Source organism: Streptomyces sp. GL_141 (assembly GCF_057834385.1).
The window spans coordinates 2,656,879-2,681,860 of sequence record NZ_CM174402.1; the positions used below are offsets into that span (position 1 = coordinate 2,656,879).

The 24,982-nt window shown below is 73.2% G+C and carries 24 protein-coding genes; 8 read left to right on the top strand and 16 right to left on the bottom strand.

Annotated elements, in window-relative coordinates; all coding sequences use genetic code 11:
* Positions 1–344: 344 nt before the first annotated feature.
* Entirely contained in the window at positions 345–1,136 is a 792-nt protein-coding gene (locus AC3IX6_RS11170) for an NERD domain-containing protein (RefSeq protein WP_489369990.1), read from the bottom strand.
* 222 nt (positions 1,137–1,358) lie between these two features.
* On the opposite strand from AC3IX6_RS11170, the gene AC3IX6_RS11175 reads away from it, so the two are divergent.
* From AC3IX6_RS11175 to AC3IX6_RS11185, 3 genes are all read left to right on the top strand, one after another.
* Positions 1,359–2,021, top strand: a complete 663-nt coding sequence (locus tag AC3IX6_RS11175) for a hypothetical protein (protein ID WP_489369991.1) — start codon at positions 1,359–1,361, stop codon at positions 2,019–2,021.
* A 130-nt stretch (positions 2,022–2,151) separates the two neighbouring features.
* Complete coding sequence (locus tag AC3IX6_RS11180) at positions 2,152–2,937, top strand: hypothetical protein (RefSeq protein ID WP_489369992.1); 786 nt, start codon at positions 2,152–2,154, stop codon at positions 2,935–2,937.
* Positions 2,934–4,187 (top strand): histidine kinase dimerization/phospho-acceptor domain-containing protein, encoded by a 1,254-nt coding sequence (locus AC3IX6_RS11185; RefSeq protein ID WP_489371410.1) that lies wholly within the window; start codon positions 2,934–2,936, stop codon positions 4,185–4,187. Before AC3IX6_RS11180 ends, AC3IX6_RS11185 begins: the two co-directional genes overlap by 4 nt.
* Positions 4,188–4,197: 10 nt before the next feature.
* Here AC3IX6_RS11185 and AC3IX6_RS11190 read toward each other — a convergent pair whose 3' ends face one another.
* From AC3IX6_RS11190 to AC3IX6_RS11200, 3 genes are read right to left on the bottom strand one after another with little or no spacing between them, the layout of a single operon-like run.
* Entirely contained in the window at positions 4,198–4,488 is a 291-nt protein-coding gene (locus tag AC3IX6_RS11190; protein ID WP_489369993.1) for a hypothetical protein, read from the bottom strand.
* A gap of 45 nt (positions 4,489–4,533) precedes the next feature.
* On the bottom strand, positions 4,534–5,250 hold the full coding sequence (locus AC3IX6_RS11195; protein WP_385369286.1) for a TetR/AcrR family transcriptional regulator: 717 nt from the start codon (positions 5,248–5,250) through the stop codon (positions 4,534–4,536).
* 55 nt (positions 5,251–5,305) lie between these two features.
* The gene (locus AC3IX6_RS11200) at positions 5,306–6,235 is read right to left on the bottom strand and encodes an AurF N-oxygenase family protein (protein WP_489369994.1); all 930 of its coding nucleotides are present in this window, start codon (positions 6,233–6,235) and stop codon (positions 5,306–5,308) included.
* A 176-nt stretch (positions 6,236–6,411) separates the two neighbouring features.
* Here AC3IX6_RS11200 and AC3IX6_RS11205 point away from each other — a divergent pair, with 176 nt between their 5' ends.
* Positions 6,412–7,515: a ferritin-like domain-containing protein gene (locus AC3IX6_RS11205; protein WP_489369995.1), complete on the top strand. Its 1,104-nt coding sequence runs from the start codon at positions 6,412–6,414 to the stop codon at positions 7,513–7,515.
* Here the strand turns inward: AC3IX6_RS11205 and AC3IX6_RS11210 are convergent.
* Complete coding sequence (locus tag AC3IX6_RS11210) at positions 7,512–8,972, bottom strand: penicillin-binding transpeptidase domain-containing protein (protein ID WP_489369996.1); 1,461 nt, start codon at positions 8,970–8,972, stop codon at positions 7,512–7,514. The two genes, AC3IX6_RS11205 and AC3IX6_RS11210, sit on opposite strands and share 4 nt — an antisense overlap.
* Positions 8,969–10,339: an FtsW/RodA/SpoVE family cell cycle protein gene (locus tag AC3IX6_RS11215; RefSeq protein WP_489369997.1), complete on the bottom strand. Its 1,371-nt coding sequence runs from the start codon at positions 10,337–10,339 to the stop codon at positions 8,969–8,971. The genes AC3IX6_RS11210 and AC3IX6_RS11215 overlap by 4 nt, the downstream gene beginning before the upstream one ends.
* Positions 10,340–10,464: 125 nt before the next feature.
* Here AC3IX6_RS11215 and AC3IX6_RS11220 point away from each other — a divergent pair, with 125 nt between their 5' ends.
* Both AC3IX6_RS11220 and AC3IX6_RS11225 read left to right on the top strand, forming a co-directional pair.
* A complete protein-coding gene (locus AC3IX6_RS11220; RefSeq protein WP_382757319.1) occupies positions 10,465–10,854 on the top strand; it encodes a DUF6325 family protein in 390 nt (129 codons plus the stop codon).
* The gene (locus AC3IX6_RS11225) at positions 10,854–11,246 is read left to right on the top strand and encodes an SHOCT domain-containing protein (protein WP_489369998.1); all 393 of its coding nucleotides are present in this window, start codon (positions 10,854–10,856) and stop codon (positions 11,244–11,246) included. Before AC3IX6_RS11220 ends, AC3IX6_RS11225 begins: the two co-directional genes overlap by 1 nt.
* A gap of 25 nt (positions 11,247–11,271) precedes the next feature.
* Here the strand turns inward: AC3IX6_RS11225 and AC3IX6_RS11230 are convergent, their stop codons facing one another.
* A complete protein-coding gene (locus AC3IX6_RS11230; protein ID WP_489369999.1) occupies positions 11,272–11,946 on the bottom strand; it encodes a hypothetical protein in 675 nt (224 codons plus the stop codon).
* On the bottom strand, positions 11,943–12,587 hold the full coding sequence (locus tag AC3IX6_RS11235; protein WP_489370000.1) for an RNA polymerase sigma factor: 645 nt from the start codon (positions 12,585–12,587) through the stop codon (positions 11,943–11,945). The genes AC3IX6_RS11230 and AC3IX6_RS11235 overlap by 4 nt, the downstream gene beginning before the upstream one ends.
* A gap of 190 nt (positions 12,588–12,777) precedes the next feature.
* Here AC3IX6_RS11235 and AC3IX6_RS11240 point away from each other — a divergent pair, with 190 nt between their 5' ends.
* Positions 12,778–13,947 (top strand): C40 family peptidase, encoded by a 1,170-nt coding sequence (locus AC3IX6_RS11240; protein WP_489370001.1) that lies wholly within the window; start codon positions 12,778–12,780, stop codon positions 13,945–13,947.
* Here the strand turns inward: AC3IX6_RS11240 and AC3IX6_RS11245 are convergent.
* From AC3IX6_RS11245 to AC3IX6_RS11265, 5 genes are read right to left on the bottom strand one after another with little or no spacing between them, the layout of a single operon-like run.
* Entirely contained in the window at positions 13,908–15,158 is a 1,251-nt protein-coding gene (locus tag AC3IX6_RS11245) for a styrene monooxygenase/indole monooxygenase family protein (protein WP_489370002.1), read from the bottom strand. The two genes, AC3IX6_RS11240 and AC3IX6_RS11245, sit on opposite strands and share 40 nt — an antisense overlap.
* 11 nt (positions 15,159–15,169) lie before the next feature.
* A complete protein-coding gene (locus AC3IX6_RS11250; RefSeq protein ID WP_489370003.1) occupies positions 15,170–15,847 on the bottom strand; it encodes a GTP-binding protein in 678 nt (225 codons plus the stop codon).
* Positions 15,828–16,217, bottom strand: a complete 390-nt coding sequence (locus AC3IX6_RS11255; protein WP_382970494.1) for a DUF742 domain-containing protein — start codon at positions 16,215–16,217, stop codon at positions 15,828–15,830. Before AC3IX6_RS11255 ends, AC3IX6_RS11250 begins: the two co-directional genes overlap by 20 nt.
* Positions 16,214–16,705 carry a roadblock/LC7 domain-containing protein gene (locus AC3IX6_RS11260; protein ID WP_489370004.1) on the bottom strand — a complete coding sequence of 164 codons (492 nt, stop codon included), beginning with the start codon at positions 16,703–16,705 and terminating at the stop codon, positions 16,214–16,216. Before AC3IX6_RS11260 ends, AC3IX6_RS11255 begins: the two co-directional genes overlap by 4 nt.
* Entirely contained in the window at positions 16,702–19,785 is a 3,084-nt protein-coding gene (locus AC3IX6_RS11265; protein ID WP_489370005.1) for a sensor histidine kinase, read from the bottom strand. The genes AC3IX6_RS11260 and AC3IX6_RS11265 overlap by 4 nt, the downstream gene beginning before the upstream one ends.
* A gap of 410 nt (positions 19,786–20,195) precedes the next feature.
* Here AC3IX6_RS11265 and AC3IX6_RS11270 point away from each other — a divergent pair, with 410 nt between their 5' ends.
* Positions 20,196–20,969, top strand: coding sequence for a protein phosphatase 2C domain-containing protein (locus AC3IX6_RS11270; RefSeq protein WP_489370006.1), 774 nt, complete (start codon positions 20,196–20,198; stop codon positions 20,967–20,969).
* Between the two features lie 57 nt (positions 20,970–21,026).
* Here AC3IX6_RS11270 and AC3IX6_RS11275 read toward each other — a convergent pair whose 3' ends face one another.
* From AC3IX6_RS11275 to AC3IX6_RS11285, 3 genes are all read right to left on the bottom strand, one after another.
* A complete protein-coding gene (locus tag AC3IX6_RS11275; protein ID WP_243336175.1) occupies positions 21,027–21,467 on the bottom strand; it encodes a MarR family winged helix-turn-helix transcriptional regulator in 441 nt (146 codons plus the stop codon).
* 115 nt (positions 21,468–21,582) lie between these two features.
* Positions 21,583–23,979: an endopeptidase La gene (gene lon, locus AC3IX6_RS11280; protein ID WP_489370007.1), complete on the bottom strand. Its 2,397-nt coding sequence runs from the start codon at positions 23,977–23,979 to the stop codon at positions 21,583–21,585.
* 106 nt (positions 23,980–24,085) lie between these two features.
* A complete protein-coding gene (locus tag AC3IX6_RS11285) occupies positions 24,086–24,865 on the bottom strand; it encodes a DUF4097 family beta strand repeat-containing protein (protein ID WP_489370008.1) in 780 nt (259 codons plus the stop codon).
* Positions 24,866–24,982: the final 117 nt, after the last annotated feature.

Here is a 24,982-nt window from a genome sequence, read left to right on the forward strand (position 1 = left end):
CGGACCCGCGCCTCAAACGCCGGCGAGGCTGAGGGGTGCCCCTGGGCTCCGCCCGGACCCCGGTCCTCAAACGCCGACGAGGCCGAGGGGTGACCCCGGACGCTGCCCGGATCCGGTCCTCAAACGCCGGACGGGCTGAAGGCGGGGGCCCGGGCTGCGCCCGGACCCCCTGGGGCTCCGCCCCAGACCCCGGTCCTCAAACGCCGGACGGCTGAGTTGGGCTCCGCCCGGTCTTCGAGCGCCGGACGGCTGGGTTGGGCTCCGCCCGGTGGGTTGGGATCCGCCGCGGAGTCCGGTCGGAGGGGTGACGAGCCGGTCCTCGGGACTTCCCCGGGTCGGGGGCGCTAGTGCCAGGTTCGGCGGTCTCTGGCTGTGGTGAAGAGGGCTTCTACGTCCGGGGGTTTGAGGGTGGTGGGGGTGTTTGTGAGGAAGGTCGAGGTGGTGGTCGGAGTGAGGGTGCGGACGTCGCGGAGGGTGGGGGCGATGTCCAGGCGGGTCGCGTCGACCACCGCCAGGACCGGGGTCACCGGGGTGGAGAGGGCGCGGGTCGCGTAGGCCGCCGCGCGGCGGGCCTCGCGGGGGTCCGGGGTGGGCTCGGAGCGGCCCACCGTGAGGAGGAGGTCGCCGATCACCACGCGCTGGCGGCGGCCCTGGACCGTGCGGATGCAGAAGACGCCGGGCGGCCCGATGAGCAGGTGGTCCGCGATGCCGTGGATCGAGTGCAGGACCTGCCAGTCCTCCGTCTCCGCCAGGGTGTCCAGTACGTCGCCCATCCGCTGCCTCACCGTGAGCTCCTGGCGGAGCCGGTGCCGGGCACGGGTGCCCGCGGTGCCGTACGTGAGGGCTCCGAGCTGGGCCTCCCCCGGGCGGTTCGGGGCCAGGTCCTCGTCGGCCGGGAGGGACAGGCGGAGCAGGTCCTCGGCCGTGGGAACGGGTGGCGGGCCGATGGCCACGGTTCCGGTGAGGTAGGGGCGTAACGCCGTCAGGATCTCCTCGCGGCGCTCGTCCGCCAGCACGCTGATCCGGTTGGCCCTCCGGTCGTACCAGGCCACGGCCCTGCCGTCGGGCAGGTTCACGTACAGCCGGCCGCGGCCCGGTCGGCCGCTCGGAAGTACCTTCAGTCCCCTCGAAGCCATCGTCCTCACCCCCGCCGTCCATGGGAGCAGCCCGGGCGCCCCGGGGCAATCCCCCGGTGGGGTCGGGCCCGTGGCGCGTGCCGCGGGGCCCGTGGCGTGTAACGACTCCGCCGGGTCGCTGAGGCATGGCTGTTACAGAAGCAACGGGTTACCGCAACGGCCGGTGCATACGTTTATCCCACCTGGACAGCCCAGGGCCTGACCTGCACCGAAGGACGTCCCGTGAACACCGTGAGCCGCAGCCGCCGCACTCTCGTACGCGCCGCCGCCGTGGCTGTGGGTGCCGGCACCCTGCTGGCGTTCCCCGCGGCGGCCGCGCTCGCCGACGGGGTGCCGTCGGCTTCCTCCGCGCAGGGCGTGACCGCCCCGCGGACCCTGGTCAGGACCGTGTCGCTCGCCGACGGCGTCTCCACCGCGCACGTGTACCGCGTGGCCAAGGGCGCTTACCAGGCCGATGTCCTGAACCCCGACGGCTCCACCGCCGCCACCCTGACCAGCCGTGACGGCAGCACCGGCTTCGGCGACGCCGGGGAGATGCACCTCGCGCTGCGGTCCGACGGCCGGCTCAGTTCCTGGGCCGGGCCCGGGAACGGGAACGGGAACGGGAGTGGGGGCGGGGGCGGGAGTGCGAGTGGGAGTGGTGTGGACGGCTCCGTTGACGGAAACACGGCCGGGCACAAGACCGCGAGTCGCGACGGGCGGGTCGTCCCCGTCTCCGCGCCCTCGCGTTCCGGTACGGGGACCGTCGAGGCGCTGGGCCTGAACAACCTCGCCGACGGCCCGGGTGACGGCATGCTGCTGCTCGCCGCGGGCGGCGGCATCGCCGCGATCGGCGCCGCCGGGCTGGGCTTCGCGATGCTGCGCCGCGGGCGGACGGACGCGTAGGCCGCGCAGCTGCCCCGCCTCGTCCCGCCTGGCAGCCCCCGCGCTGTCCTCCGGCCCAGCTCACGGGCAGAAACGATGCGGCTCTGCCTACTGTGGACGGGCACATGCTCATGGGAGAGGAGGGTCGACGGTGATCGGATCCGGATCCGTTCCCTCCCCCAGTCCCCTGCACCGGAGCCGGCACCGGCGTGTCCGGGCCGGTCTGCTGGCCGCCCTGCTGCTGCCGCTGGTGAGCGCCTGCGGTGACACCGGCGGGCTGGCCGGTGCCGGGGCGACCCCGACCGCGAGCGGGCCCGTACATCTGTGGCCGGGGCGCGCGGGGGCCGTCGTACCGCCCGCCGATCCGGGGGGCGCGCCGCCCGAGTACGTACCCGGGATCGCGCCCGTCCAGGACCAGAACGTGCACGCGATCGACCCGGCGGCCCTGGTGCAGGCGGAGCTGCGGGCCCATCCGAACGTGCGGACCGGCCCCGACGGGATGCCGCCCGAGACCGTCGCCGCGATCAAGGAGTGCGGGGCGGACGGGGCCGATCCGAAGAAGTGCCCGGTGCTGACGCCGTACTACCGGGACCTCACGGGCAACGGCAAGGACGAGCTGATCGTCGGCATCGAGTACCCGGATCAGCAGATGTCCGTCCGCGTGTACACGGCGGACGCCGAGGGCCGGCTCAACCGGATCATGGCGACCACCGACACCGTCATCAGCGTCGAGCTCGCCGGACGGGACGTGATCCTGCGCGTCCCCAGCGGCAACGCGGGCTACGAGGTGAACACCACCTGGTCCTGGGACGAGACGCAGCGCTCGATGCTGCCGACGTGGGAGCAGATCGTCCGGGTGCCCGGCAGCACCGCCCCGGGCCGGGCTCCGAGCCCGTCCCCGTCCCCGGGCCCCGGCTCGGCGGGGGCCTCGCGGTGAGGCTCCGGCTGCCCTCGTGGACGGCGACGCTGACCTGGAAGTCGGCGTGCTTCATCGTGCTGATGTGCTGCTCGCTCGCGGCGGTGCTGGGTGTGCTCGTGCACGTGGAGGTGACCCGGCAGACCGTCGCGACGGCCCGCGAGAAGGCCCTCGGCAAGCTGACCGACGCCTCGCGCGCCTACGAGGCCGGCGAGGTGCTGCCGCCGGAGTCCGGGCTGGACCCGGCCGGGCTGCCGGACGAACTGCGCAGGCTGGCCCTCTCCGGACAGCGCGGGACGCTCGTGGCGCAGGACGGGGGCCGGCAGCTGATGTGGGCGGCGGCCCCGGCGGACGGCAAGGCGCTGGCCACGTCCGTCGACTACGGCCAGAGCGCGCGCACGATCACCGGGCTGGACAACGCGATCATCGGCTCGTCGGTGCTGGCCATCGGCGGAACGCTGCTGGTGGGCGCCTTCGCCGTGACGCGGGTGACGCGGCGGCTGCACCAGACGGCGACGGTGGCCCGCAGGATCACCCAGGGCGACCTGGACGCACGGGTCGGCGACCCGCGCACGAAGGACGCCTCGCGGCACCAGGACGAGGTGGCGACGGTGGCGGCGGCCCTGGACACGATGGCGGGCAGCCTGCAGACGAAGCTCCAGCGGGAGCAGCGGTTCACGGCGGACGTCGCGCACGAGCTGCGGACCCCGCTGACCGGGCTGCAGGCGGCTTCGGAGCTGCTGCCCGAGAGCCGGGCGACGGAGCTGGTGCAGGAGCGGGTGCGCACGATGCGGCAGCTGACCGAGGACCTGCTCGAGATCTCGCGGCTCGACTCGGGCAGTGAGGTGGTGGAGACGGACCTGCACCAGCTCGGGCGCCTCGCGCGGCGGGTGGTGCGGGCGGCGGGGACCGATACGCAGGTGGTCGTGGTGCGGGACGCGCACGTGGAGACCGACCGGCGGCGGCTGGAGCGGGTGCTCGGGAACCTGGTCGCCAATGCCCACAAGCACGGACGGGCGCCGGTGGTGGTGACGGTGGACGGGCCGGTGGTGACGGTACGGGACCACGGCGACGGCTATCCCGAGTACCTCGTGTCCCACGGGCCCCAGCGGTTCCGCACCGGGGGCGGGAGCAAGGGGCACGGGCTGGGGCTGACGATCGCGGTGGGACAGGCGGAGGTCATCGGGGCCGGGCTGGTGTTCCGGCAGGCGGCGGATGCGGGCGGCGGGGCGGAGGCCGTACTGACCCTGGTCGAGGCCCGGCTGCCGTGACGCCCCGCCGTCACTCCCCCGGTGCGGGCGGGCCGGGCGGGGTCGGCTTGGTCCAGGGCCAGCGGAGCTTCGGCTTCTGGCCGTCCGGGGCGTAGACGTACTTCCAGCCCTTCTGGAGGCCCAGGCGCTTGGAGTACCCCGAGGGGACCCGCTCGTAGAGCAGGACCGTGGGGGCGCCGCCGTCCGGGGCCGGGACCGGGATCTCGTACCACTTGGACGGGTGGCCGGTCGGGCCGAGGAGGATCGGGAGGGACCGGCCGTCCATCGGGCCGCCCTCGAAGGGGGTGGGTTGGCTTCTCACCCCTCCAGTCTCACAGCTTCTCGGGGATCACAGCAGTTTCGGAAACTACAGCAGGTGGGCCGCCTCGGAGACCACGGGGATCACCCGGCGGGCCAGTACCCCCACCGGACCGTCCGCCGATTCGAGCGCGAGGGCGGCGCGGGCCGCCGCAGCCGTCTCCGGGTCGGTGGCGGCCGTGGCCGTGAGGAGGGCGATGAACTGGTCGACCAGCCAGTCCCGGAGCGAGTCGATCTCCGGCTGTTTGCCCTCGTCGATCCAGATCAGCGAGGCGGCCTCGACCGCCGTGATCCAGGTGCGCACCATCATGCGCAGGCGCGGGCCGGGGGCCGGCACGCCGAGGTGGAAGAGGATCGCCTCGGCGGCGGCCCGGCGGATGCCGTCGACGGTGGCGGTGGTGCGGGAGGTTTCGACCACGCTGCCGCCCTGGAGGAGGGCGGAGAAGCCGGCGTCGTGTTCGTCGACGAAGGCGAGGTACCGGTCCAGGGCCCGGGAGAGCCGCTGGGTCAGGGGGCCGGCCTGGGGTTCGGCGAAGCAGAGCCGCAGGACGTCGGCGGCCGAGCGCAGGGCGGCCTCGTAGAGCTGCTGCTTCCCGCCGGGGAAGTAGCGGTAGACGAGGGGGCGCGAGACTCCGGCGGCCTCGGCCACGTCGTCGAGCGAGACCTCCTCCGGCGCCCGGTGTGCGAACAACGTCAGGGCCGCGTCGAGGAGCTGGGCCCGGCGCTCCTCGACGCTCAACCTGCGGTACGCCCGTACGGCTGTCATGTCCGCAGGGTAGCCCCACCCCGTGGCCCTGGGGCGGGGGATGTCCGGGCGGGGGTCAGGCGAGGAGGCCCGAGCTCTTCCAGAGCTTGCGGCCGACTCCGCGCATCACACCTATGTCGTCCAGGAAGTCGGTGAGCCGCTTGGCCCCGGTCTGTATGACCTCGCGGCGGTGGCCGCTGGCCTTGACCTGGGCGAGCGCCTCGTGCCGGTCGAGGCCGATGTTGTCGTAGACCTGGGGGTTCACGAAGGCCTGTGAGAAGACGCGGGCGGCCTGGCCGCAGCTCACGCGGGTGAGTTCCTGCTCCCAGCGCGGCGCGGTGAGCATCTGGCGGCGCAGTTCCTCGCGGGCGTAGCGGACGTGGCGGGCCTCTTCGATGACGTGGATGCGGGTGACTCCGCGGACGAGGGGCTGGATGCGCTCGTCCGGGAAGGTCAGGCGCTGCATCCAGTCGAGGACCTCCTCGCCGAGGAGGGTGCAGGCGAAGGAGCCGGGGGTGGTGGAGACGGTCTTCAGGACGCGGGCGAGGTTGTGGTTGGCGCGGGAGACCGGGTACTCGGGGGCGCCGCCCGTCTTGATCATGCGGGCGAACATCATCGAGTGGCGGCACTCGTCGGCGATCTCGGTGAGCGCGTACCGGACGTGATTGCTGGTCAGGGACTTGTCGTAGACGTGCCGGACCAGGAGCTGCATGAGGATGATCTCGAACCAGATGCCGAGCGAGCCGAGCGCCGCCGCCTCGTGGCGGGAGAGTTCGATGCGCTGCTCCTCGCCCATCTTCTTCCAGAGCGGGGTGTCGAAGAGGGAGAGCAGCTCGGGCGGCCAGTAGTACTTGCCGTCGATGGGCGGGGCGTCCCAGTCGAGTTCCTTGTCCGGGTCGAAGGAGTGCTTCGCCGAGGATTCGAGCAGCCGCTCGGCGATCTGCTCGCGGTCCTTGAGCAGGCCGAGGGCGTCACGCAGCTCGGCTCGTTCGGTCACGGTGGTCATGGCTTCGGACACCTCGTCGTCGAGTTACCGGCGGTCACCCCTTATGAGACTGCCTGTCAGCAAGACCGTCAATCCCTCGCGCACGACTTGTTGACCGCGCGTCTACCAACGTGTGACGCTGCCAACTGTCCGGTCCCGTACGGAAGTACGCGGCTACGTGAGGCGAGGGGGCGTCAGTGTCGACGCACGAGCTCTACACCAACGATCCGGGCGAGACCGTCTGGCCGGTCCCCGCATCCGGCCAAGCCCGTTTCAGCTGGGAGTACGACGGCGGCCGCGAGCGGCTGCTGGCCCTGTACCAGAAGGGCAAGGACAAGCAGTGGGACGGCGCCAAGCGCATCGACTGGGACATCGAGGTGGATCCGTACGATCCCCTGGGCACCCCGGACGAGGCGCTCCCGCTGCACGGCACCCGGCATTGGGCCAAGCTCACGGAACGGGACCGGGGCGAGCTGCGCCGGCACTACAGCGCATGGAACTTCAGCCAGTTCCTGCACGGCGAGCAGGGCGCGATGGTGTGCGCGGCACGCATCGTCGAGTCGGTGCCGGACCTCGACGCGAAGTTCTACTCCGCCACGCAGACCATGGACGAGGCCCGGCACGCGGAGATCTTCGGACGGTTCCTGCACGAGAAGATCGGGATGCTCTACCCGATCAACGACAGCCTGCAGGGACTGCTCGGCGACACCCTGCGCGACTCCCGCTGGGACATGCCCTACCTGGGCATGCAGGTGCTCATCGAGGGGCTGGCGCTGGCCGCCTTCGGGATGATCCGCGACACCACGAACAAGCCGCTGCCCAAGCAGATCCTGGCCTACGTGATGCAGGACGAGGCACGGCACGTGGCCTTCGGGCGGATGGCCCTGCGCGACTACTACAAGCAGTTGTCCGACGCCGAGCTGCGCGAGCGCGAGGAGTTCGTGATCGAGGGCTGCTACTTGATGCGGGACCGGCTGCGCGGGGTGGAGGTGCTGGAGAACTTCGGCATCTCGCGCGCCGAGGCGGAGGAGTTCAGCGAGCGCTCCGAGTTCCTGGCGCTCTTCCGCAAGCTGCTCTTCAGCCGGATCGTGCCGTGCGTGAAGGACATCGGGCTGTGGGGCGAGCGGCTGCAGAAGGCGTACCTGGACATGGGCGTCTTCGAGATGGGGAACTCCAACCTGGACCTGCTGATGAGCCAGGACGAGGAGATCGCCGAGGCCCTCGACCGGGAGCGGTTCGCGGCCGAGGAGGAGCAGCGGGTGGCGGAGGTGGCGCAGGCCATCACGGAGGGCGCGGCCTAGGGCCTGGACAGGGCCGCCTCCATCACCGCCCGGGCGATCGGCGCGGCCGCGCCGTTGCCGCTGATGTCCCCGCGGACGGCCGACGCGTCCTCGACGACCACCGCGACCGCCACGGCCGGCGGCCGGCCGCCCTCCGGCTTGGCCCAGGAGATGAACCAGGCGTACGGGGTGCCCGCGTTGCCTACGCCGTGCTGGGCCGTACCGGTCTTGCCGCCGACCACCGCGCCCGGGATCGCCGCGTTCTTGCCCGTGCCGCTCTCCACCACCTTCACCATGAGCTCCTGCATCCGCATCGCGGTCAGCGGGGTCATGGCCCGGCCGAGACTGCGCTGATCGGCGCGGCGGACCGGGTCGCCGTCGTCCTGGGTCGTGCGGTCGACCAGATAGGGGGCCTTGAGCTCCCCGCCGTTGGCGACGGCCGCCGCGACCATCGCCATCTGCAGCGGGGTGGCCTTGGTGTTGAACTGGCCGATCGAGGACAGGGCCAGCTGGTCGGGGCTCATGTCGGTGTCGAAGTTCGACCGCGACACCCAGGCCGGCACCCGCAGCCCCGCGTCGTTGAAGCCGAACCGCCGCGCCGCCTCCGTCATCCCGCGCAGCCCGACCTGTACGCCGATCTTCGCCATCACCGTGTTGCACGACCACTGCACCGCGTCCGCCATCGAGGCGTCGGCGCAGCCCGTGCCGGCGTTCGGCAGCAGGGTGCTGGTGCCCGGCAGCGGGTAGGGGTCCGGGGTCTCGGTCGGCGCGTCCACGTCGGTGACCACGCCCGCGTCGAGGGCGGCGGCCGCCGTCACGATCTTGAAGGTGGAGCCGGGCGGGTACGTCTCGCGCAGCGCGCGGTTGAGCATCGGCTTGGCGGGGTCCGCGTTGAGCTTCTCCCAGGCCTCCTTGACCTGCGACCCCGTCCCGGAGAGCACCGCCGGGTCGTAGGAGGGGCTGCTGACAAGCGCGAGGATCTTGCCCGTGGCCGGCTCCACGGCGGCGACCGCGCCCCGCTTGCCCGCGAGCCCGGCGTACGCGGCCAGCTGCATGTTCGCCCGGATGGTGGTGGCGGCGTTGCCGCCGCCGGGACGGCCGCGCGAGAGCTCGTACCAGAGCGGGAAGGCCGAGAGCCCGGGGTCGGTGCCGGAGAGGACCGGGTCCTCGGCGCGTTCCAGGAAGCTGGTCCCGTAGGTCTGGGAGGCGAAGCCGGTGACGGGCGCGTAGAGCGGCCCGTTCTTGTACGTGCGCTCGTAGCGCAGCAGTTGACGGCTGTCCCGGGAACCGGTGACGGGACGGCCGTCGACGGTGATGTCCCCGCGCGGTTCCGCGTACCGCTCGATGGCGGGGCGTTTGTTGGCCGGGTTGGCGCCGTAGCCCGCGGCCTCCCAGACCTGCACGCGGGTGACGTTGACCAGCAGGGCGACGAGCAGCAGGGCGCAGAAGTACGCGCACCAGCGGATGTAGCGGATCACGCGTCGGCCTCCTCGGCCGGTCCGGGCCTGCGGGCGCTGTCGCTGAGCCGGACGAGGAGGGCGACGATGATCCAGTTGGTGACCACGGAGGAGCCGCCCTGGGCGAGGAAGGGCATGGCCATGCCGGTCAGCGGGATCAGACCGGTGACTCCGCCGGCGATGACGAACACCTGGAGCGCGACGATCGAGGCGAGTCCGGTGGCGAGGAGTCGCCCGAAGGGGTCGCGCAGCGCCAGCCCGGCGCGGAAACCGCGGGCGACGAGGAGCCCGTAGAGGAGCAGGATCGCGGTGAGGCCGACGAGGCCGAGCTCCTCCCCGGCGGTGGCGAGGATGAAGTCGGATTTGGCGGCGAACCCGATGAGGAAGGACTGGCCGTGGCCGAGCCCGGAACCGAGCAGTCCACCGGCCCCGAAGGAGAAGAGGGACTGGGCGAGCTGGCCGGGGCCGTCGCCGCGCTCGATGGAGGCGAAAGGATTCAGCCAGTCGTCCACGCGGCTGTGCACGTGCGGCTCGAACGTCCCGACCGCGTACGCTCCCACGGCCGCGAGCAGCAGCCCGATCGCGATCCAGCCGATCCGGCCGGTGGCCGTGAACAGCATGATCACGAAGAGGCCGAAGAAGAGCAGCGAGGTCCCGAGGTCGCGCTCCAGGACGAGCACGCCGACGGAGAGCAGCCAGATGGCCAGGATCGGGCCGAGGACCCGGCCGGGCAGCAGCCTCAGCTTCCAGAAGAGGGTGCGGCCGGTGAGGGCCAGGGCGGTGCGGTTCGCCGCGAGGTAGGAGGCGAAGAAGACGGCGAGCAGGATCTTGGCGAACTCCCCCGGCTGGAAGGAGAGCCCGGCGAACCGGATCCAGATGTGCGCGCCGTTCACGGCCGGGAAGAAGACGGGCACCAGCATCAGCGCGAGGGCGACGGTGACGGACAGGTACGCGTACTTCTGCAGCACCCGGTGGTCGCGCAGCAGCGCGACGGCGAGCACGAAGAGCACCACCCCGAGGGCTGACCAGCGCAGTTGCTCACCGGCGGTGGCGCGGCCGGGGGTGGTGACGTCGAGGCGCTGGATGAGGACGAGGCCGAGGCCGTTGAGCAGGACGGCGATCGGCAGCAGCAGCGGATCGGCGTACGGGGCGAACAGGCGGACGGCGAGGTGGGCGACGAGCGCGGCCACGGCGAGGCCGGCGGCGTAGTGGGCGGCGGATGCGGGGATGTGGCCGGTGGTGGCGAGCCCCACGTAGAGGTGGCCGAGGACGGCGATCAGCACGGCGCCGAAGAGCAGCGACAGCTCGACTCCACGACGCTTGGGCGCACGGGCGTCGGGTGGCGGTGGCGGGGCGGGTTCCGTCACCTTCGCCGTCAGAGCGGTCATACGGGGAAACGTAGCAAGGAGCCGGGTCGTATGTCCGCTTATGTCATAGTGTGCCGAAGAGTCGTCAGAACTGGTCGGAATTGAAGTAGCGGATCAGCGCGTCAGCGGATCAGGAGTCTCCCCTCATGGGACCTGCGGAGTTCATCGTCCTGGCCTTTCCGGAAGAACAGCTGCGGGTCGCCGCGGTCGAGGCGGTGATGGGGCTGCGCAAGGCCGGGGTCGTGCGTCTCGTCGACGGGCTGGTGGCCACCAAGACCGCGTCCGGTGAGGTGCTGTCGGCGGAGTTCGACGAGTTCGTCGAACTCCGGGGCCTGCTCGCCCACCGGGAGGCCGCCCCGCTGATCGGCCCCGAGGACGTCAGGGAATCGGCCGAACTGATGGACCGCGGCAGCTGCGCCCTCCTCCTGGTCGTCGAGCACGTCTGGGCCGAAGACGCCGCCATCGCCGTCCGCGCGGCGGGCGGCCGGATCGCCGGAGCGGTCCGCCTCCCGGCCGACCGGCTGGGGGTGGCCTGATGTTCATCCGCCCCATCGGCTCCGTCGTGAACCCTTCCCGGCGCCCCTCGGGCCACCCCCTCCTGCGCGGAACCCTGGCGCGCGGGGCCTACGTCTGGGAAGCGGCCCAGCAGCCGGCGGCGGTCGCGGCCCCGCAGCCCCAGGCCGGCACGGCCCCGGCCCCCGGCGCGGCCCCGAACCCGCAGCCCGGTCCGGCCCCCTCGCCCCCGGCGGCCCCCTCCGCCCGCCGGGAGCCCACGGCTGCCCGCCCCGCTCCCCACCCCGGCCCGGGAGCGGCCTCCCCCGGAGCCGATCTGACGGACCGCCTGACCCAGCTGGCCGCGCTGGCCCGCGAAGGCCTGCTCACCCCGGAGGAGTTCTCCGCGGCCAAGGCCCGCCTGCTGGCCGGCTGACCCCGGGCCGGGTGGCCCCGATCGGCTACTTCACGGCTCCGCCTTCTGCCCCTCCCTGGGAGGCATCAAGCACGAGCTTCGGGTCGAAGGCACTGGTGAAGTCGGGTATGCAGGACGGCAGCCGGGAGGTCTCCATCGTGCCGAAGCCCATGCCGTCGTGCATGGGGTCGCTGGACGGCTTGATCGGCCTGACGAGCACCAGGGTGTGCCCCGGCTTCACCGTCTCGGAATTGATCCTCAGTACGGGTTCGTCGGCGTTCGTATCGAGGACGTCCTCGTAGGGATCCCAGGCCTGACGCTCCTCGTTCCAGACAGGTCCGTCGAACCCACCGCCGGGCCGCGGTTCGCATTCCGCCAACGGCTTCCGCTGGATCACCACCACCGGGACTCCCAGGCCCCGGAGCTCCCGCTCCAGGCCCGGGAGGCCCTCCGAGTTGAAGAGCTTGACGATGATGGTGCCGTCCTCACCCTTGGTCAGCGCGTACGCGGCAGAGGTACCTCCCTCGTCCCCCACGACCGGCAGCGCGATCAGGCCCATGGCCGCCGTGGCCGCCAGCCCGACGGCGAGCGGTATTCGCATGCGCCGGGCGGGCTTGCGGGCGGCGAGGTCCACACCTCCCCCGGATGCCCCCAGGTCGGCGGCTATCGCCACGAGCTCCGCCTTCAGCCGCTCCTCGAACGCTGTGGGCCTGGTGCTCATCGTGCTACCTCCAACTGCTGCGCCGGGGCGGGGACGAGGGGGGCCGACGGGGTGCGCAGCGCGCGCCGGGCGCGGTGCAGGCGGACCCGGATGGTGGCCTGGGTGACTCCGAGGGCCTGGGCGGCCTCGGCCGGCGTGAGGCCGTCGACGACGACCAGGTCGAGCGCGGCCCGCAGCGGCTCCGACAGGGCGGCATGCCGCTCGGCCAGGTCGCGGAAGGCCCGCTGTGCGTCTATCCGCTCCTCCAGGGCCGCCACGTCCTGGTCGTCGAGCAGCCTGCGGCCGCTGAGCCGCTGCAGCGCTCCTCGCTCGCGGGCTCCCGCACGGGCATGACTGGCCAGCACATTGCGCGCGATTCCGTAGAGCCAGGCGATCGGCACTCCCCTGTCGGGCCGATAGCCGGCCGCGTCCTTCAACGCGGCGAGGAAGATGTCGGCCGTGAGGTCCGCCGCCAGGTGCGGGTCGGTGACCCGCCGGGTGACGAACCCGAGCACGGCGTCGATGTGCTCCTCGTAGAACGCTCCGAACCCCTCCGGCGTCCGGAGATCCGGTGGCCCGGCCCCCGCCCACCCGGAGTCCTTGCCCCTGCTCCCCGCCCGCGCGCCGCCCGCCCCCGCGCCGTCCTCGTGTGCGCTGTTCACCCCGGTCCCTCCCCTGGTAAGCGGGGCCCCGTCGGCCCCTCACCCCGTACTTGGCGAAAGCCGCATCAAGCGTTTCATCGGGTCCGGCCGGCGGACGTACGCCGACCGGGTGAGCGGAGCGGCACGGCCGCCCCGGGTGGGCGATTTGTCATACCGCGCATGGCAGCATCGGCCGCCAGGAGGTGACCCCATGTCACGACGCCGCAGACGTCGGCTGCTTCGCGCCGCGTGCCTCGCCGCCGCCCTCGTCACGGCCGGCCCGCTCCCCGTCGCCCACGCCGAGCCCGCCGCCCCCGCCGCTCCCGCCGAACCCGTCGGTGTCCTCCTCGCCCGCCTCCAGGGCCTCTACCAGCGCGCCGAGCAGGCCACCGAGGCCTACAACGCCGCCGAGAGCGCCCTCACCGCCCGGCAGCGCGAGGAGAGCCGGCTCAGCACCGAGCTCGGCAAGGCCCGTACCGCCGTCACCGACGCCCAGACCACCACGGGCCGGCTGGCGCGCGAGCAGTACAAGGGGGGCCGCGGGTTCTCCCCGTACGCCCGGATGCTGTTCGCCGGGGACCCCCAAGGGGCCCTGGAACAGCGCCGGGTCGCGGAGCGCGAGGGTGCCCGGCGGGCCGCCGCGCTGGAGCGGCTCACCCGGGGCGAGAAGCACGCCGACACCCTCGCCACCGCCGCCCGCAAGGCCCTGGACTCCGAGCAGAAGCTGACGGCGGAGACCAAGGAGCGCAAGGAGGAGGCCGCCACGCAGCTCAAGGAGGTCGAGCGGATGCTGGCCTCGCTCAGCCCCTCCCAGCTCACCGAGCTCGACGCGCGGGAAGCCGAGGACACCGCCACCGCGCAGCGGGAGCTGATCGGTTCGGGGAAGCTGGGCAGCGGCGGCGCGCAGCCGCGCAACCCGACCGCGGCCGGCGGCACGGCCCTCACGTACGCGGCCGCCCAGATCGGGAAGCCGTACGTCTGGGGCGCCGAGGGTCCGGCCTCCTTCGACTGCTCCGGGCTGACCTCGCAGGCCTGGGCGCACGCGGGCCGCGAGATCCCCCGGACCAGTCAGGAGCAGTGGGCCCGGCTGCCCAGGGTGCCGCTCGACGAACTGCGTCCGGGCGACCTGGTGGTGTACTTCCCGACCGCCACCCACGTGGCCCTGTACGTCGGCGACGGCAAGGTCATCCAGGCGCCCCGCCCGGGCGCGAAGGTGAAGGTCTCGCCGATCGCGGCGAATCCGCTGCTCGGCGCGGTCCGGCCGGACCCGGACGGGGCGCCGCTGCGCGCCTTCACCCCGCCGCCGCTGCCCGAGGGCGCGACGGCGGGGGACGACACGGGTTACGCGGAGGCCGAGGCGCCCGCGACGTCCGCCAGGTAGTCCGCCGCGTCCTCGGGGTCGTAGAAGTACGCGTCGAAGTCGGCCGGGTTGTCGAAGCCGTTGGCGAATCGGTCCGCCACCGGCTGGAGCTGCCCGGCCGCACCGATCAGGTTCAGCACGTGCTCCGGCGGGACGCCGAGCATGGCGTTCGTCCACTGGGTGGCGGGCTTGCCGCTGGTGAACCAGTACGTGTCGAAGGTCGCCTTCATCCACGCCTCGTCGAACGGGTTGTCCCCGTGCATGAGGATCGACGAGAGGTAGGAGGCCGCGCACTTGGCGGCGGAGTTCGAACCCTGCCCGGTGATCGGGTCGTTGGCGACGACCACGTCCGCCACGCCGAGCACCAGCCCGCCGCCGGGCAGCCGGCCGACGGGGTTGCGGACGACGGGTGCGTACCGCCCGGCGAGCGTGGCGCCCGCGTCCGTCAGCTCCACCTTCGTCGCCCGCGCGTACTCCCAGGGCGTGAACTTCTCCATCAGTTCCAGCGTCAGCGCGAGGTGGTCCGCCGGGTCCTTCACGCCGCCGAAGACGTCCAGCGGTCCGCCCGGGATCCCCTCCCAGAACAGGATGTCGGCCCGCCCGGAGGTGGTCAGCGTCGGCATCACGAACAGCTCGCCGGCGCCCGGGACCAGGTTGCAGCGCACGGCCTCCGTCTCGGGGTGCTCGGGGCGCGGGGCCAGCCCGTGCACGTAGGACACGGCGAGCGCGCGCTGCGGGGCGTCGTACGGGGAGCGGGCCGCGTCCCGGCCGAACAGCGAGACCAGCTCGCCCTTGCCGGCCGCGACCAGCACCAGGTCGTACGTACGGGAGAAGAAGTCCAGGTCGGAGACGGACGCGCCGTGGATGACCAGCTGTCCGCCGCGCTGCGCGAAGGTGTCGAGCCAGCCGGCCATCTTCACGCGCTGGTCGACGGACTGGGCGAAGCCCTTCAGCTTGCCGAGCCAGTCGACGGGGCGGCTGCCGTCGGGGGCGGAGACCGAGACGCCCAGGCCCTCGATCTTCGGCGCCTGCTGCTCCCAGAAGTTCAGCTGGAGGTCCCGCTCGTACTGGAGCGCCGTGTCGAACATGCACTGGGTGGACATGACCCGCCCGGTGCGGATCTCGTCCGCCGTCCGGTTGGACATGAGGGTGACCTCGTACCCCTTCGCCTGGAGTCCGAGGGCGAGCTGGAGACCGGACTGGCCGGCACCGACGACGAGTATCTTGCGCATGTGCACGTTCTCTATTCGGGGGTCGTGTCGAGGGCGTGGCCCACGAGGGTCATCAGGGATTCCAGTACGGTCACCCGGCGCCGCGCGTCCATGATCACGACGGGTACGTGCGCCGGTATGGTCAGCGCCTCCCGCACGTCCTCCGGTTCGTACGAAGGCGTGCCCTCGAAGTGGTTGACGGCCACGGCGTACGGCAGCCCGCAGCTCTCGAAGTAGTCGAGCGCGGGGAAGCAGTCGCGCAGCCGCCGGGTGTCGGCGAGGACGATCCCGCCGACGGCGCCGCGCACCAGGTCGTCCCACATGAACCAGAAGCGTTCCTGGCCGGGGGTCCCGTACACGTACAGGACGAGGTCGTCGTCGAGCGTGACGCGCCCGAAGTCCATGGCGACGGTGGTGGTGTGCTTGTCCGGGGTCGCGGACAGGTCGTCGGTGGGAGCGGCGGCCTCGGTCATCACCGCTTCGGTGCGCAGCGGCCGGATCTCGGAGACGGAACCGACGAACGTGGTCTTGCCCACCCCGAAACCGCCCGCCACCAGCACCTTCACGGCGACGGGCGCGCGCGAGCGGTCGTACTGCCAGGGCTGTACGGGCTCGTCCGGATCGGCGTGCGGATCGGCCTGCGGATCGGCCTGCGGACCGGAGTCCGGACGCGCGGAGAAGAGGCCGGTTTCAGAGACGGCGGAGCCCACTGAGCACCCTTTCGAGCAGAGCGCGGTCGGGACGGCCGCTGCCGTGGCCGGTCCCGTAGACACGGATCCGGCCCTGGTCGGCGAGGTCGCTGACCAGGACGCGGACCACGCCGAGCGGCAGCTTCAGCAGGGCGGCGATCTCGGCGATCGTCCGCATGCGGCGGCAGACCTCGACGATCGCCGGCATCTCCGGCATCCGGTCGGGCTTCCGCGGCTCGGACACCTTGGTGTCGAGGGCCGCGACGAAGGTCTCGACGTGCAGGACCTGGGTGAAGCGGGTGCGGCCGCCCGTCAGGGAGTAGGGGCGTACACGGGCGGGACGGCGGTCGGCGCCGCGTATCGGCAGCCGGTCGGAGGCCGGACTCCTCACGGGGTGTTCTCCATCGACTGGCGCAGCTCACTGCGGACTTCGGGGGTCAGGACGTGGCCGGCGCGGCCCACGAACAAGGCCATGTGGTACGCGACGACGCTCATGTCGCAGTCCGGCGTGGCGTGCACGCCGAGGAGCGATCCGTCGCTGATGGACATGACGAACACGGAACCGTGCTCCATGGCCACCATCGTCTGCTTGACCGAGCCGCCGTCCATCAGGGCGGCGGCACCCGTGGTGAGCGAGCCGAGGCCGGAGACGATCGTCGCGAGATCGGCGGACGCGCCGCGGGGGCCGCTGGGGCGGGCGGGTGCGGAGGATGCGGCGGGCGTGTCGGGTGCCACCGGATCGGAGGACAGCAGGAGGAGCCCGTCCGAGGAGACGACAGCCACCGAGTTGACCCCGGGCACCTCCTCGACGAGGTCGGTCAGCAGCCACTGAAGGTTGCGGGCCTGGGAGCTCAGTCCGTACGTACTGGACGCGTTCATGTGCGTGCCTCCTGTGCGGTGTCCCCCCGGTCGGTCTGCCCCTGGTCCCGCGGCGGGCCCTGTCGGGGGTCCTGCGGCGCGTCTTGACGGGGGGCGTGCGCGAGCTCGGCCTCCACGACGCGTCGCCCGTCCTGGGCTCCCCGGTAGAACCCGCCGAGACGGCGGCGCAGCTCGTCGGCGTCCACCCGGCCCGGCGCCGGGCGCACCTCGTCCTCGCGTCCGGCGGCCACCACGCGGGGGCTCCGCTTGGGGAGCCCCTTGTCGGTGAGGACTTCCTCCGGCTCGGTCCGGTGCGCGGGCGCCTCGGGGGCGGCCTCGACCCGGAACGGCTGCTCGGCGGGCGCGTCGGCCTGCGGCGGTACGCGGAACACCTGCTCGGCGGGCACGTCCGCGGGCGTCTCGGCCGACGGCTCTACGGGCGCCCCTACGGGCACCTCCGCGGCGGCCTGGGCCTGCGGCCGTACGCGGAACACCTGCTCGGCGGGCACCTCGACCGGTGCCGGGACCCGGAACACCTGCTCGGTGGGCGGCAGCTGCCCGGCCGGAGGCGCGAACCCCGCCGGAGCGGACTCCGGAGCCGCCCGCGCGGGCGGCTCGGCGGCGGAGGCCTGCGCGGTCTCGTGCGCGGGCTCCGGCTCGGGGAAGCCGGCGGGGGACTCGGGCTCGGGCTCGGCCCGGGCGACGGGGGCGGGCTCGGGCTCGGCGGCAGGAGCGGGCTCGGCCCAGACACCAGGGGCGGGCTCAGGCTCGGCCCACGCGGCCTCGGCCTCTGCCTCGGGGAAGGCGGCGGGGTCCGGGTCCACCGCCGGTGCCGCGGCCGCGGCTTCGGGCGGCCCGGCCGGGGCGTCGGCCCCAGCGGTGGCCGCCGGGGCCTCGGGCGTGCGGGCGGCAAGGCCCCGTACGCGTGCGGGGAGGGTGTTCTGGTTGGCCTCCGCGATCACCCCGGGCAGGTGCAGCGCGGGTGCGCCCGGTGCGCCCAGGGTGTGGACCGGCGAGGCCGGCGGGGTGGCGGGCAGCAGCGTCGCCGGTACGACGACCAGCGCCTCCGTGCCGCCGTGCCGCTGGGCGCGCAGCTCCGCGCTCACCCCGTGCCGGGCCGCGAGCCGTCCGGCCACGTACAGGCCGAGGCCCAGGCCGTGTTCCGACTCGGGCTCCTCGTCGTACGCGTCCGGCGTGGCCAGCCGCTCGTTCAGGGTCGCCAGCCGGTCCCCGGTGATCCCGATGCCCTCGTCGACGACGGAGAGCACCACGTCGCCGGAGTCCAGCAGCCAGCCGGACACCTTGACCTTGGCGTCGGGCGGCGAGAAGGTCGTCGCGTTCTCCAGCAGCTCCGCCAGGACGTGCGAGATGTCGTCGGCGGCGTGCCCGGCGACCTGCGTGTACGAGGGCAGCGCCCCGAGGTCGACGCGCTCGTAGCGCTCGATCTCGCTGACCGCCGCCCGCATGACGTCGACGAGCGGCACCGGCAGGCCCTGCCCGTGGCCGTGTTCCTGGCCGGCGAGGACGAGCAGGTTCTCGTTGTGGCGGCGCATCACGGTCGCCAGGTGGTCCAGCTTGAAGAGGGTGGAGAGGCGGTCCGGATCCGGCTCCTCGGACTCCAGCTCCTCGATGACGGCGAGTTGCCGCTCGACGAGCCCCAGGGTCCGCAGGGACAGCGACACGGACGTGGTCGACATGATGCGGCGGTGCTCTTCCAGCCCCGCCCGCAGCAGCGAGAGCTCTTCCTCCAGTGCCTCCCGGCCTGCCGAGAGCGCCTCGTTGCGGCCGATGAGGCGGCGCCGGTCGGCGTCGAGTCCGGCGATCCGGGTGTGCAGGGAGACCGTCTGGTCGCGCACCGCGTTGAGGTGGCGCACCACCTCGGCGAACTCGTCGTTGCGGCCCGTGAACCGGACCGGTTCCACCGAGCCCTCCGGCGTGGCCAGCCGCGCCGCTCCGCGCCGCAGGACCGACAGCGGCCGGGTGAGGGAGCGCGCGATGGCGGTGGAGATGCCGAGGGTGACGAGGAACAGCACGCCGAGGAAGGCGACCATGACCTCCAGCGCGGTCACGTCGTCGTCGCGCAGCGCGGCGAGCGCGGTGGCGCGCTGGCCGGCGAGGGTGGCCTCGACCGAGCGCATCCGGTCGACGCGGGCGGTGAGGGCCGGTCCGACGGTGCCGGGATCGAGCTTGCGGTCGGCGGGCGAAAGGGCCGGCCGGTCGGTGAGCCGCTTGAGGTAGTCGTCGGCCGTCTTGACCTCGGGTCCGGTGACGGTGGCGGTGAGGCTCTGGCGTACGTCGGGACGCGCGGCCCGCGCGAAGTCGTCGAGCGCGCCCTGCTCCCGTACGCGTGCCCGCTGGGCCGCGGCGGTGAGTTCGTCCACGAAGGCGGCGCCCGGCTGCTTGTCGCCGCCCGGCACGGAGAGTGCGGCGAGGAGCAGTCCGCGGGTGGCGGAGGCCTGTTCCACGGCCTGCCCGAGGGCGGCCAGCGGGCGGGCGGTGACGAGGGCGTCGGCGGCGCGCGGCGGGGTCAGCTCGGCGAGCCGGCCGCTCGGCGCGAGGAGTTCGGCGATGACGCCGGAGTAGGCCTGGTGGGCGGCGAGGGCGCTGTCCTTGCCCTCCATGGCCTCGGTGCGTACGGCGCCCACCCGGCCGAGGGCCTGGGCGAGTTCCTCGTCCGCGTCGGCCTGGACCTCGGCGAGCTGGCGGTCGGTGCCCGCGGTGCGTTCCTGGACCGCGGCGGCCTGCGCGCCCCGGGCGCCGCCGGGACGGCCCTTGGCCACGTACGCGGTGACGGCGTCGCGCTCGTCCCCGAGCAGGTGGGCGAGGGTGAGGGTCTGCCGGCTCTGGTCGGCGAGGGTGACCAGCTGCTGGGAGTCCTTCAGGTCCGCGGAGGCGGACAGGACGGCGGGGGCTCCCGCCACGAGCACGGCGAGCCCGGCCACGGCGACCCCGATGACCAGCCTGCGGCGCACGCGAACGCGGCGCCCTGCGGGAGCGGTCGCGGCGACCGGGCCGTCGGGGGCTCGTCGGTCGGGTGCGGTGCCGTCGGGTGCGGTGCCGTTCGCGACGGTGCCGTTCTTCCGAGGCCGCTTCTTCTGCACCGGTGCTCGCAATCCTGTTTACGTGTGCTGCTCGTGCTCGTTGTCTGATGCCTGGTAGGTGATGCCTGGTACGTGCTGTTCGGTACGCGCCGCTTGCGCGCGCCTACCGCCGTACCGCCTCAGACCCTCGCAGTGAGTTGGGAAGAGGGCCGCACATCGCCCGCCCGGCCACACGAAGGAGTGAACAGCACGGAGGAGTTGGCGACCAACTCGGCGACCGGCTGTCAGAGCCCCGCCGTGGACGGGTGGTTGAAAGATCGATGCGGCTTTTGGCAGGATGCCCGCCCACATCGCCGAGGGCCGCCCCGCGGACCCCGGGAGTCCCTTCCCTCCTCACCCGCCCCGCTTTGGTCCGGACCTTTCTCGGCCCGCCCTGCCCTTACGGAGCCCAGCGCGGGCAGAATGTCCCCATGCGCATCGATCTCTCCTCCGCCCCCGGCAACCCGGAACGCCCCAACGAGGACTGGCTGTCGGCCGCGATCCCCGCCTCGGGCGGCGGAGTCCTGGTGGCCCTCGACGGGGTCACCCCGCCTCCGGGCGAGGTCGGATGCGCGCACGGAGTGCCGTGGTTCGCGGCCCGACTGGGCGGCCGATTGACCGAACTGTCCGGATCGCGCCGGGACATGCCCCTCGACCGCGTCCTGGCGGAGGCCATCCGCGTCACCGCGGACGCCCACCGCGACACCTGTGACCTTTCTCACGTCCGGACGCCGCAGGCGACGGTGGTCGTGGTCCGCTGGGACGCGTCCTGGGTCGAACACCTGGTGCTCTCGGATTCCGTACTCCTCCTCCAGGCGCCGGGAGGAGAGGTGCGTGCGGTGCTCGACGACCGGCTGGACCGGATCCCGCGCGAGCGGCTGCGCACGGAGGCCTCCGCCGACGAGCTGCGCAACGCCGAGGGCGGTTTCTTCACCGCCGCCGCGGACCCGGAGGTGGCGGCCCGGGCGGTGACCGGGCGGACGCCGCGCGCGGAGGTGCGGGCGGTGGCGGCGCTCACGGACGGGGCCAGCCGGTGGACGGACACGTTCGGGGAGGGCGACTGGGCCGACTGCCTGGCGGTGCTGCGCAAGGAGGGCGCGCAGTCGCTGATCGACCGGGTGCGCGCGCTGGAATCGGACCCGGGCCGGGCACACCGCCGCGAGAAGCGCCACGACGACGCGTCGGCGGCTTACGCGGAGCTGTAGGGGCGCGGAAGCGCGGGCCGCGCGGGGCTTCGCCCGGCCGTGGCCGCGCCCCGGGTGCTACTCCCCGCCCGCGTTCAACTGGTTCAGGAGCCGCGCCAGTTCCGCCACTTCTCCGCGGTCCCAGTCCGCGAGCTTGCGCATGTACTGCTCGCGCCGGGCGCCCCGGACCCGCAGGAAGCGCTCGCGGCCCTCCTCCGTGAGTCCCACCAGGAAGGCCCGCCCGTCCGCCGGGTCCGGCTCGCGGGCCAGCAGGCCCAGCACCTCCAGGGCCCGCAGCTGCCGGCTCATCGTGGCCTTGCCGACCCCGAAGTACGCGGCGAGCTCGGTCGCCCGCTGCCGCCCGGCGGCTTCCAGCCGTACGAGGAGCCCGTACGCGGCGGGTTCCAGCTCGGGGTGCAGCTCGCGCGCCATCTCCCCGGAGGAGGCGCGGGCCCGTCGGAGGAAGACGGACAGCTCCCGCTCCAGGGCAAGGAACTCCTGGTCTTCGGTCCCGTGCACGGCCCGCTCCTTCGCTGGTGTGTGGGCCCCCAGTATTTCGCAGCGGGTACGCCGCGGGCCCGGGGCCCCGCCGGAGCGGGTAACCCCGGGCCCGCGGCCCGCCCGGACGGCCGGATCACGCCACGGCGGCCACCGGGACCCCGTCCGCGGCCAGGGCCAGTTCCAGGACCTGCCGCACGTCCGTCACCGGGTGCACCGACAGCCCTGCCAGCACCTCGGCGGGAACGTCGTCCAGATCGGCCTCGTTCCGCTTCGGGATGATGACGGTGGTCAGCCCGGCCCGGTGCGCGGCCAGCAGCTTCTGCTTGACCCCGCCGATCGGCAGCACCCGCCCGGTCAGCGAGACCTCGCCGGTCATGGCCACGTCCGTGCGGACCTGCCGGCCCGACAGCAGCGAGGCCAGCGCCGTCGTCATCGTGATGCCCGCGCTCGGACCGTCCTTGGGCACCGCGCCCGCCGGGAAGTGGATGTGCACGCCCCGGTCCTTCAGGTCGGCGACCGGGAGTTCCAGCTCGGCACCGTGGGAGCGCAGGAAGCTGAGCGCGATCTGCGCCGACTCCTTCATCACGTCTCCGAGCTGGCCCGTCAGCGTGAGCCCGGCCGCGCCCGTCTCGGGATCGGCCAGCGAGGCCTCGACGAACAGGACGTCGCCGCCCGCCCCGGTCACGGCGAGGCCGGTGGCCACGCCCGGTACCGCGGTGCGCCGCTCGGCCGGGTCCTGCGCGGACTCCGGTACGTGGTGCGGCCGCCCGATGAGGGCCCGCAGGTCCTCGGCGCCGATCCGCAGCGGCAGCTCCCGCTCCCCCAGCTCGTGCTGGGAGGCCACCTTGCGCAGCAGCCGGGCGAGGGAACGCTCCAGGGTGCGCACGCCCGCCTCGCGGGTGTACTCCCCCGCCAGCTTGCGCAGCGCGTCCTCCTCCAGGACCACTTCCTCCGCGGCCAGGCCGGCGCGCTCCAGCTGCCGGGGCAGCAGGTGGTCGCGGGCGATGACGACCTTCTCGTCCTCGGTGTAGCCGTCGAGGCGGACCAGTTCCATCCGGTCGGCGAGGGCTTCGGGGATGGCCTCCAGCACGTTCGCGGTGGCGAGGAACACCACGTCGCTCAGGTCCAGTTCCACCTCCAGGTAGTGGTCCCGGAAGGTGTGGTTCTGGGCCGGGTCGAGGACTTCGAGCAGCGCCGCCGCCGGGTCCCCCCGGAAGTCGGAGCCGACCTTGTCGATCTCGTCGAGCAGGACGACCGGGTTCATGGACCCGGCTTCCTTGATCGCCCGTACGATCCGGCCGGGCAGCGCGCCCACGTACGTACGCCGGTGCCCGCGGATCTCGGCCTCGTCGCGGACTCCGCCGAGGGCCACGCGGACGAACTTGCGCCCCATGGCGTGGGCCACGGACTCCCCGAGGGAGGTCTTTCCGACGCCGGGAGGGCCTACGAGCGCCAGCACGGCCCCGCCCCTGCGCCCGCCGACGACGCCCATCCCGCGCTCGGAGCGGCGCTTGCGCACCGCCAGGTACTCGGTGATCCGGTCCTTCACGTCGCTCAGCCCGGCGTGCTCCGCGTCCAGGACGGCGCGGGCTCCCCGGATGTCGTACTCGTCCTCGGTCCGCTCGTTCCAGGGCAGTTCGAGCACGGTGTCCAGCCAGGTGCGGATCCAGGACCCCTCCGGGGACTGGTCGCTGGAGCGCTCCAGCTTGTCGACTTCCTTGAGGGCGGCCTCCCGTACCTTCTCGGGCAGGTCGGCGGCCTCGACGCGGGCGCGGTAGTCGTCGGACTCCTCGCCCTCCTTCTCCCCGCTGAGCTCGCGCAGTTCCTTGCGCACGGCGTCGAGCTGCCGCTTCAGCAGGAACTCGCGCTGGACCTTGTCGACGCCGTCCTGGACGTCCTTGGCGATGGACTCGGCGACGTCCTGCTCGGCGAGGTGGTCGCTGAGGGCCTTGACCGCGATCCGCAGCCGGGCGACGGGGTCGGCCGTCTCCAGCAGCTCCACCTTCTGCTCGACGGTCAGGAACGGGGAGTACCCGGAGTTGTCCGCGAGGGCCCCGACGCCCTCGATCTGCTGCACCCGGTCCACGACCTGCCAGGCCCCGCGCTTCTTGAGCCAGCTCGTGGCGAGCGCCTTGTACTCCTTGACGAGCTCGGCGACGGCGCCGGGCAGCGGATCGGGGACGGCCTCGTCCACCGTTTCGCCCTCGACCCAGAGTGCGGCCCCGGGCCCGGTCGTCCCGGCCCCGATACGGACCCGGCCGCGCCCGCGGATCAGCGCCCCGGGGTCCCCGTCGGACAGCCGCCCCACCTGCTCCACGGTCCCGAGCACCCCGGTGCCGGTGTACTTCCCGTCGACCCGCGGCACGAGCAGCACCTTCGGCTTGCCGCCCGCGGCAGCTGCCTGCGCGGCCTCGACGGCACCCCGCACCTCGGCGTCGGACAGGTCCAGCGGAACGACCATCCCGGGCAGCACGACCTCGTCGTCGAGCGGCAGCACGGGCAGGGTGAGCGTTACGGACGTCGAAGCCATGATGTTCCCTCCGGCAGTGAAGTTGAGCTATGCCGACTCAATGCACGTGCGCGCCCCAATGTTCCCCAACGCCCGTTCGCCCGGGGCGAACAGCTCCGGGTGCGGCTCAGACTGCCGAGACGACGATGTCGCCCGAGGAGGTCCGTACGGCGACGCGGGCGGTCGCGGACGGGTCCGTGGGGACGGTGATCTTGCGCTCGCCGGAGGTGGTGGACACGTCGAGGGCGTAGGCGGCCGCGGGAACCTTCACTTCGGCGTCGCCCGAGCTGGTTTCCACCGCCACCGAGCCCGGTGCCTTCGCGAAGGCCAGCCGGACGTCGCCGGAGGACGAACGGGCGTCCGCGCCCGGGCCGGCCAGATCCTCGGCGGCGATCGAGCCCGAGGAGGTACGGATCTTCACCGGGCCGGCGATCCGGTCCGCCCGGACCGAGCCGGAGGAGGTCGTGACGTCGGCGGCGGCCACCCCCGACACCGTGACGCGGCCGCTGCTGCTCCCTGCCCGGACCGTGGCGGAGGCCGGAACCTCCAGCCGGTAGTCGACGGAACAGCGGTCGGAGCAATCGCCGGCGTCGAGGGTCAGGACGCCGCCGGAGAGCCGCTGGGCGGGCTCGGGCACGGTGTCGCCGTGATAGCGGACGGTACGGCGGACGACGACGCCCGGGCCGGATCCGGCGACCACCTCGATGGATCCGCTTCCGGGGTCCGACACGTCGACCGCGGTGACGGCCTCGGCCACCGTGGAGTCCGTCTTCGCCGTCTTCTCCGGTCCGCCGCGGGAGACGAGCGAGCCGAAGGAACAACCGGTGAGCAGCAGCCCGGCGGCGAGCGCCGTGGCAGTGACGGTGACGGTGGCCTTGGTGCCGCGGAGGTGCGTCTTCGTGGTCATGGTGTCGATCGTGCCCGCCGCGGCCCCCGCGCAGGCATGGTGCATGTGCCCGGATCCGGGGTGGGGTTAACCCCCGACCCCGGGGCGGCGACGGGGCCGCGCCACGGCTGATGCCCC

What these genes read in the sequence shown, in the direction of transcription:
- AC3IX6_RS11170 (WP_489369990.1), bottom strand. Translation starts at nt 1,136, where the DNA reads ATGGCTTCGAGGGGACTGAAGGTACTTCCGAGCGGCCGACCGGGCCGC.
- AC3IX6_RS11195 (WP_385369286.1), bottom strand. Translation starts at nt 5,250, where the DNA reads ATGACAGCCGTACGGGCGTACCGCAGGTTGAGCGTCGAGGAGCGCCGG.
- AC3IX6_RS11200 (WP_489369994.1), bottom strand. Translation starts at nt 6,235, where the DNA reads ATGACCACCGTGACCGAACGAGCCGAGCTGCGTGACGCCCTCGGCCTG.
- AC3IX6_RS11215 (WP_489369997.1), bottom strand. Translation starts at nt 10,339, where the DNA reads ATGACCGCTCTGACGGCGAAGGTGACGGAACCCGCCCCGCCACCGCCA.
- AC3IX6_RS11220 (WP_382757319.1), top strand. Translation starts at nt 10,465, where the DNA reads ATGGGACCTGCGGAGTTCATCGTCCTGGCCTTTCCGGAAGAACAGCTG.
- AC3IX6_RS11225 (WP_489369998.1), top strand. Translation starts at nt 10,854, where the DNA reads ATGTTCATCCGCCCCATCGGCTCCGTCGTGAACCCTTCCCGGCGCCCC.
- AC3IX6_RS11230 (WP_489369999.1), bottom strand. Translation starts at nt 11,946, where the DNA reads ATGAGCACCAGGCCCACAGCGTTCGAGGAGCGGCTGAAGGCGGAGCTC.
- AC3IX6_RS11240 (WP_489370001.1), top strand. Translation starts at nt 12,778, where the DNA reads ATGTCACGACGCCGCAGACGTCGGCTGCTTCGCGCCGCGTGCCTCGCC.
- AC3IX6_RS11245 (WP_489370002.1), bottom strand. Translation starts at nt 15,158, where the DNA reads ATGCGCAAGATACTCGTCGTCGGTGCCGGCCAGTCCGGTCTCCAGCTC.
- AC3IX6_RS11260 (WP_489370004.1), bottom strand. Translation starts at nt 16,705, where the DNA reads ATGAACGCGTCCAGTACGTACGGACTGAGCTCCCAGGCCCGCAACCTT.
- AC3IX6_RS11270 (WP_489370006.1), top strand. Translation starts at nt 20,196, where the DNA reads ATGCGCATCGATCTCTCCTCCGCCCCCGGCAACCCGGAACGCCCCAAC.
- lon (WP_489370007.1), bottom strand. Translation starts at nt 23,979, where the DNA reads ATGGCTTCGACGTCCGTAACGCTCACCCTGCCCGTGCTGCCGCTCGAC.
- AC3IX6_RS11285 (WP_489370008.1), bottom strand. Translation starts at nt 24,865, where the DNA reads ATGACCACGAAGACGCACCTCCGCGGCACCAAGGCCACCGTCACCGTC.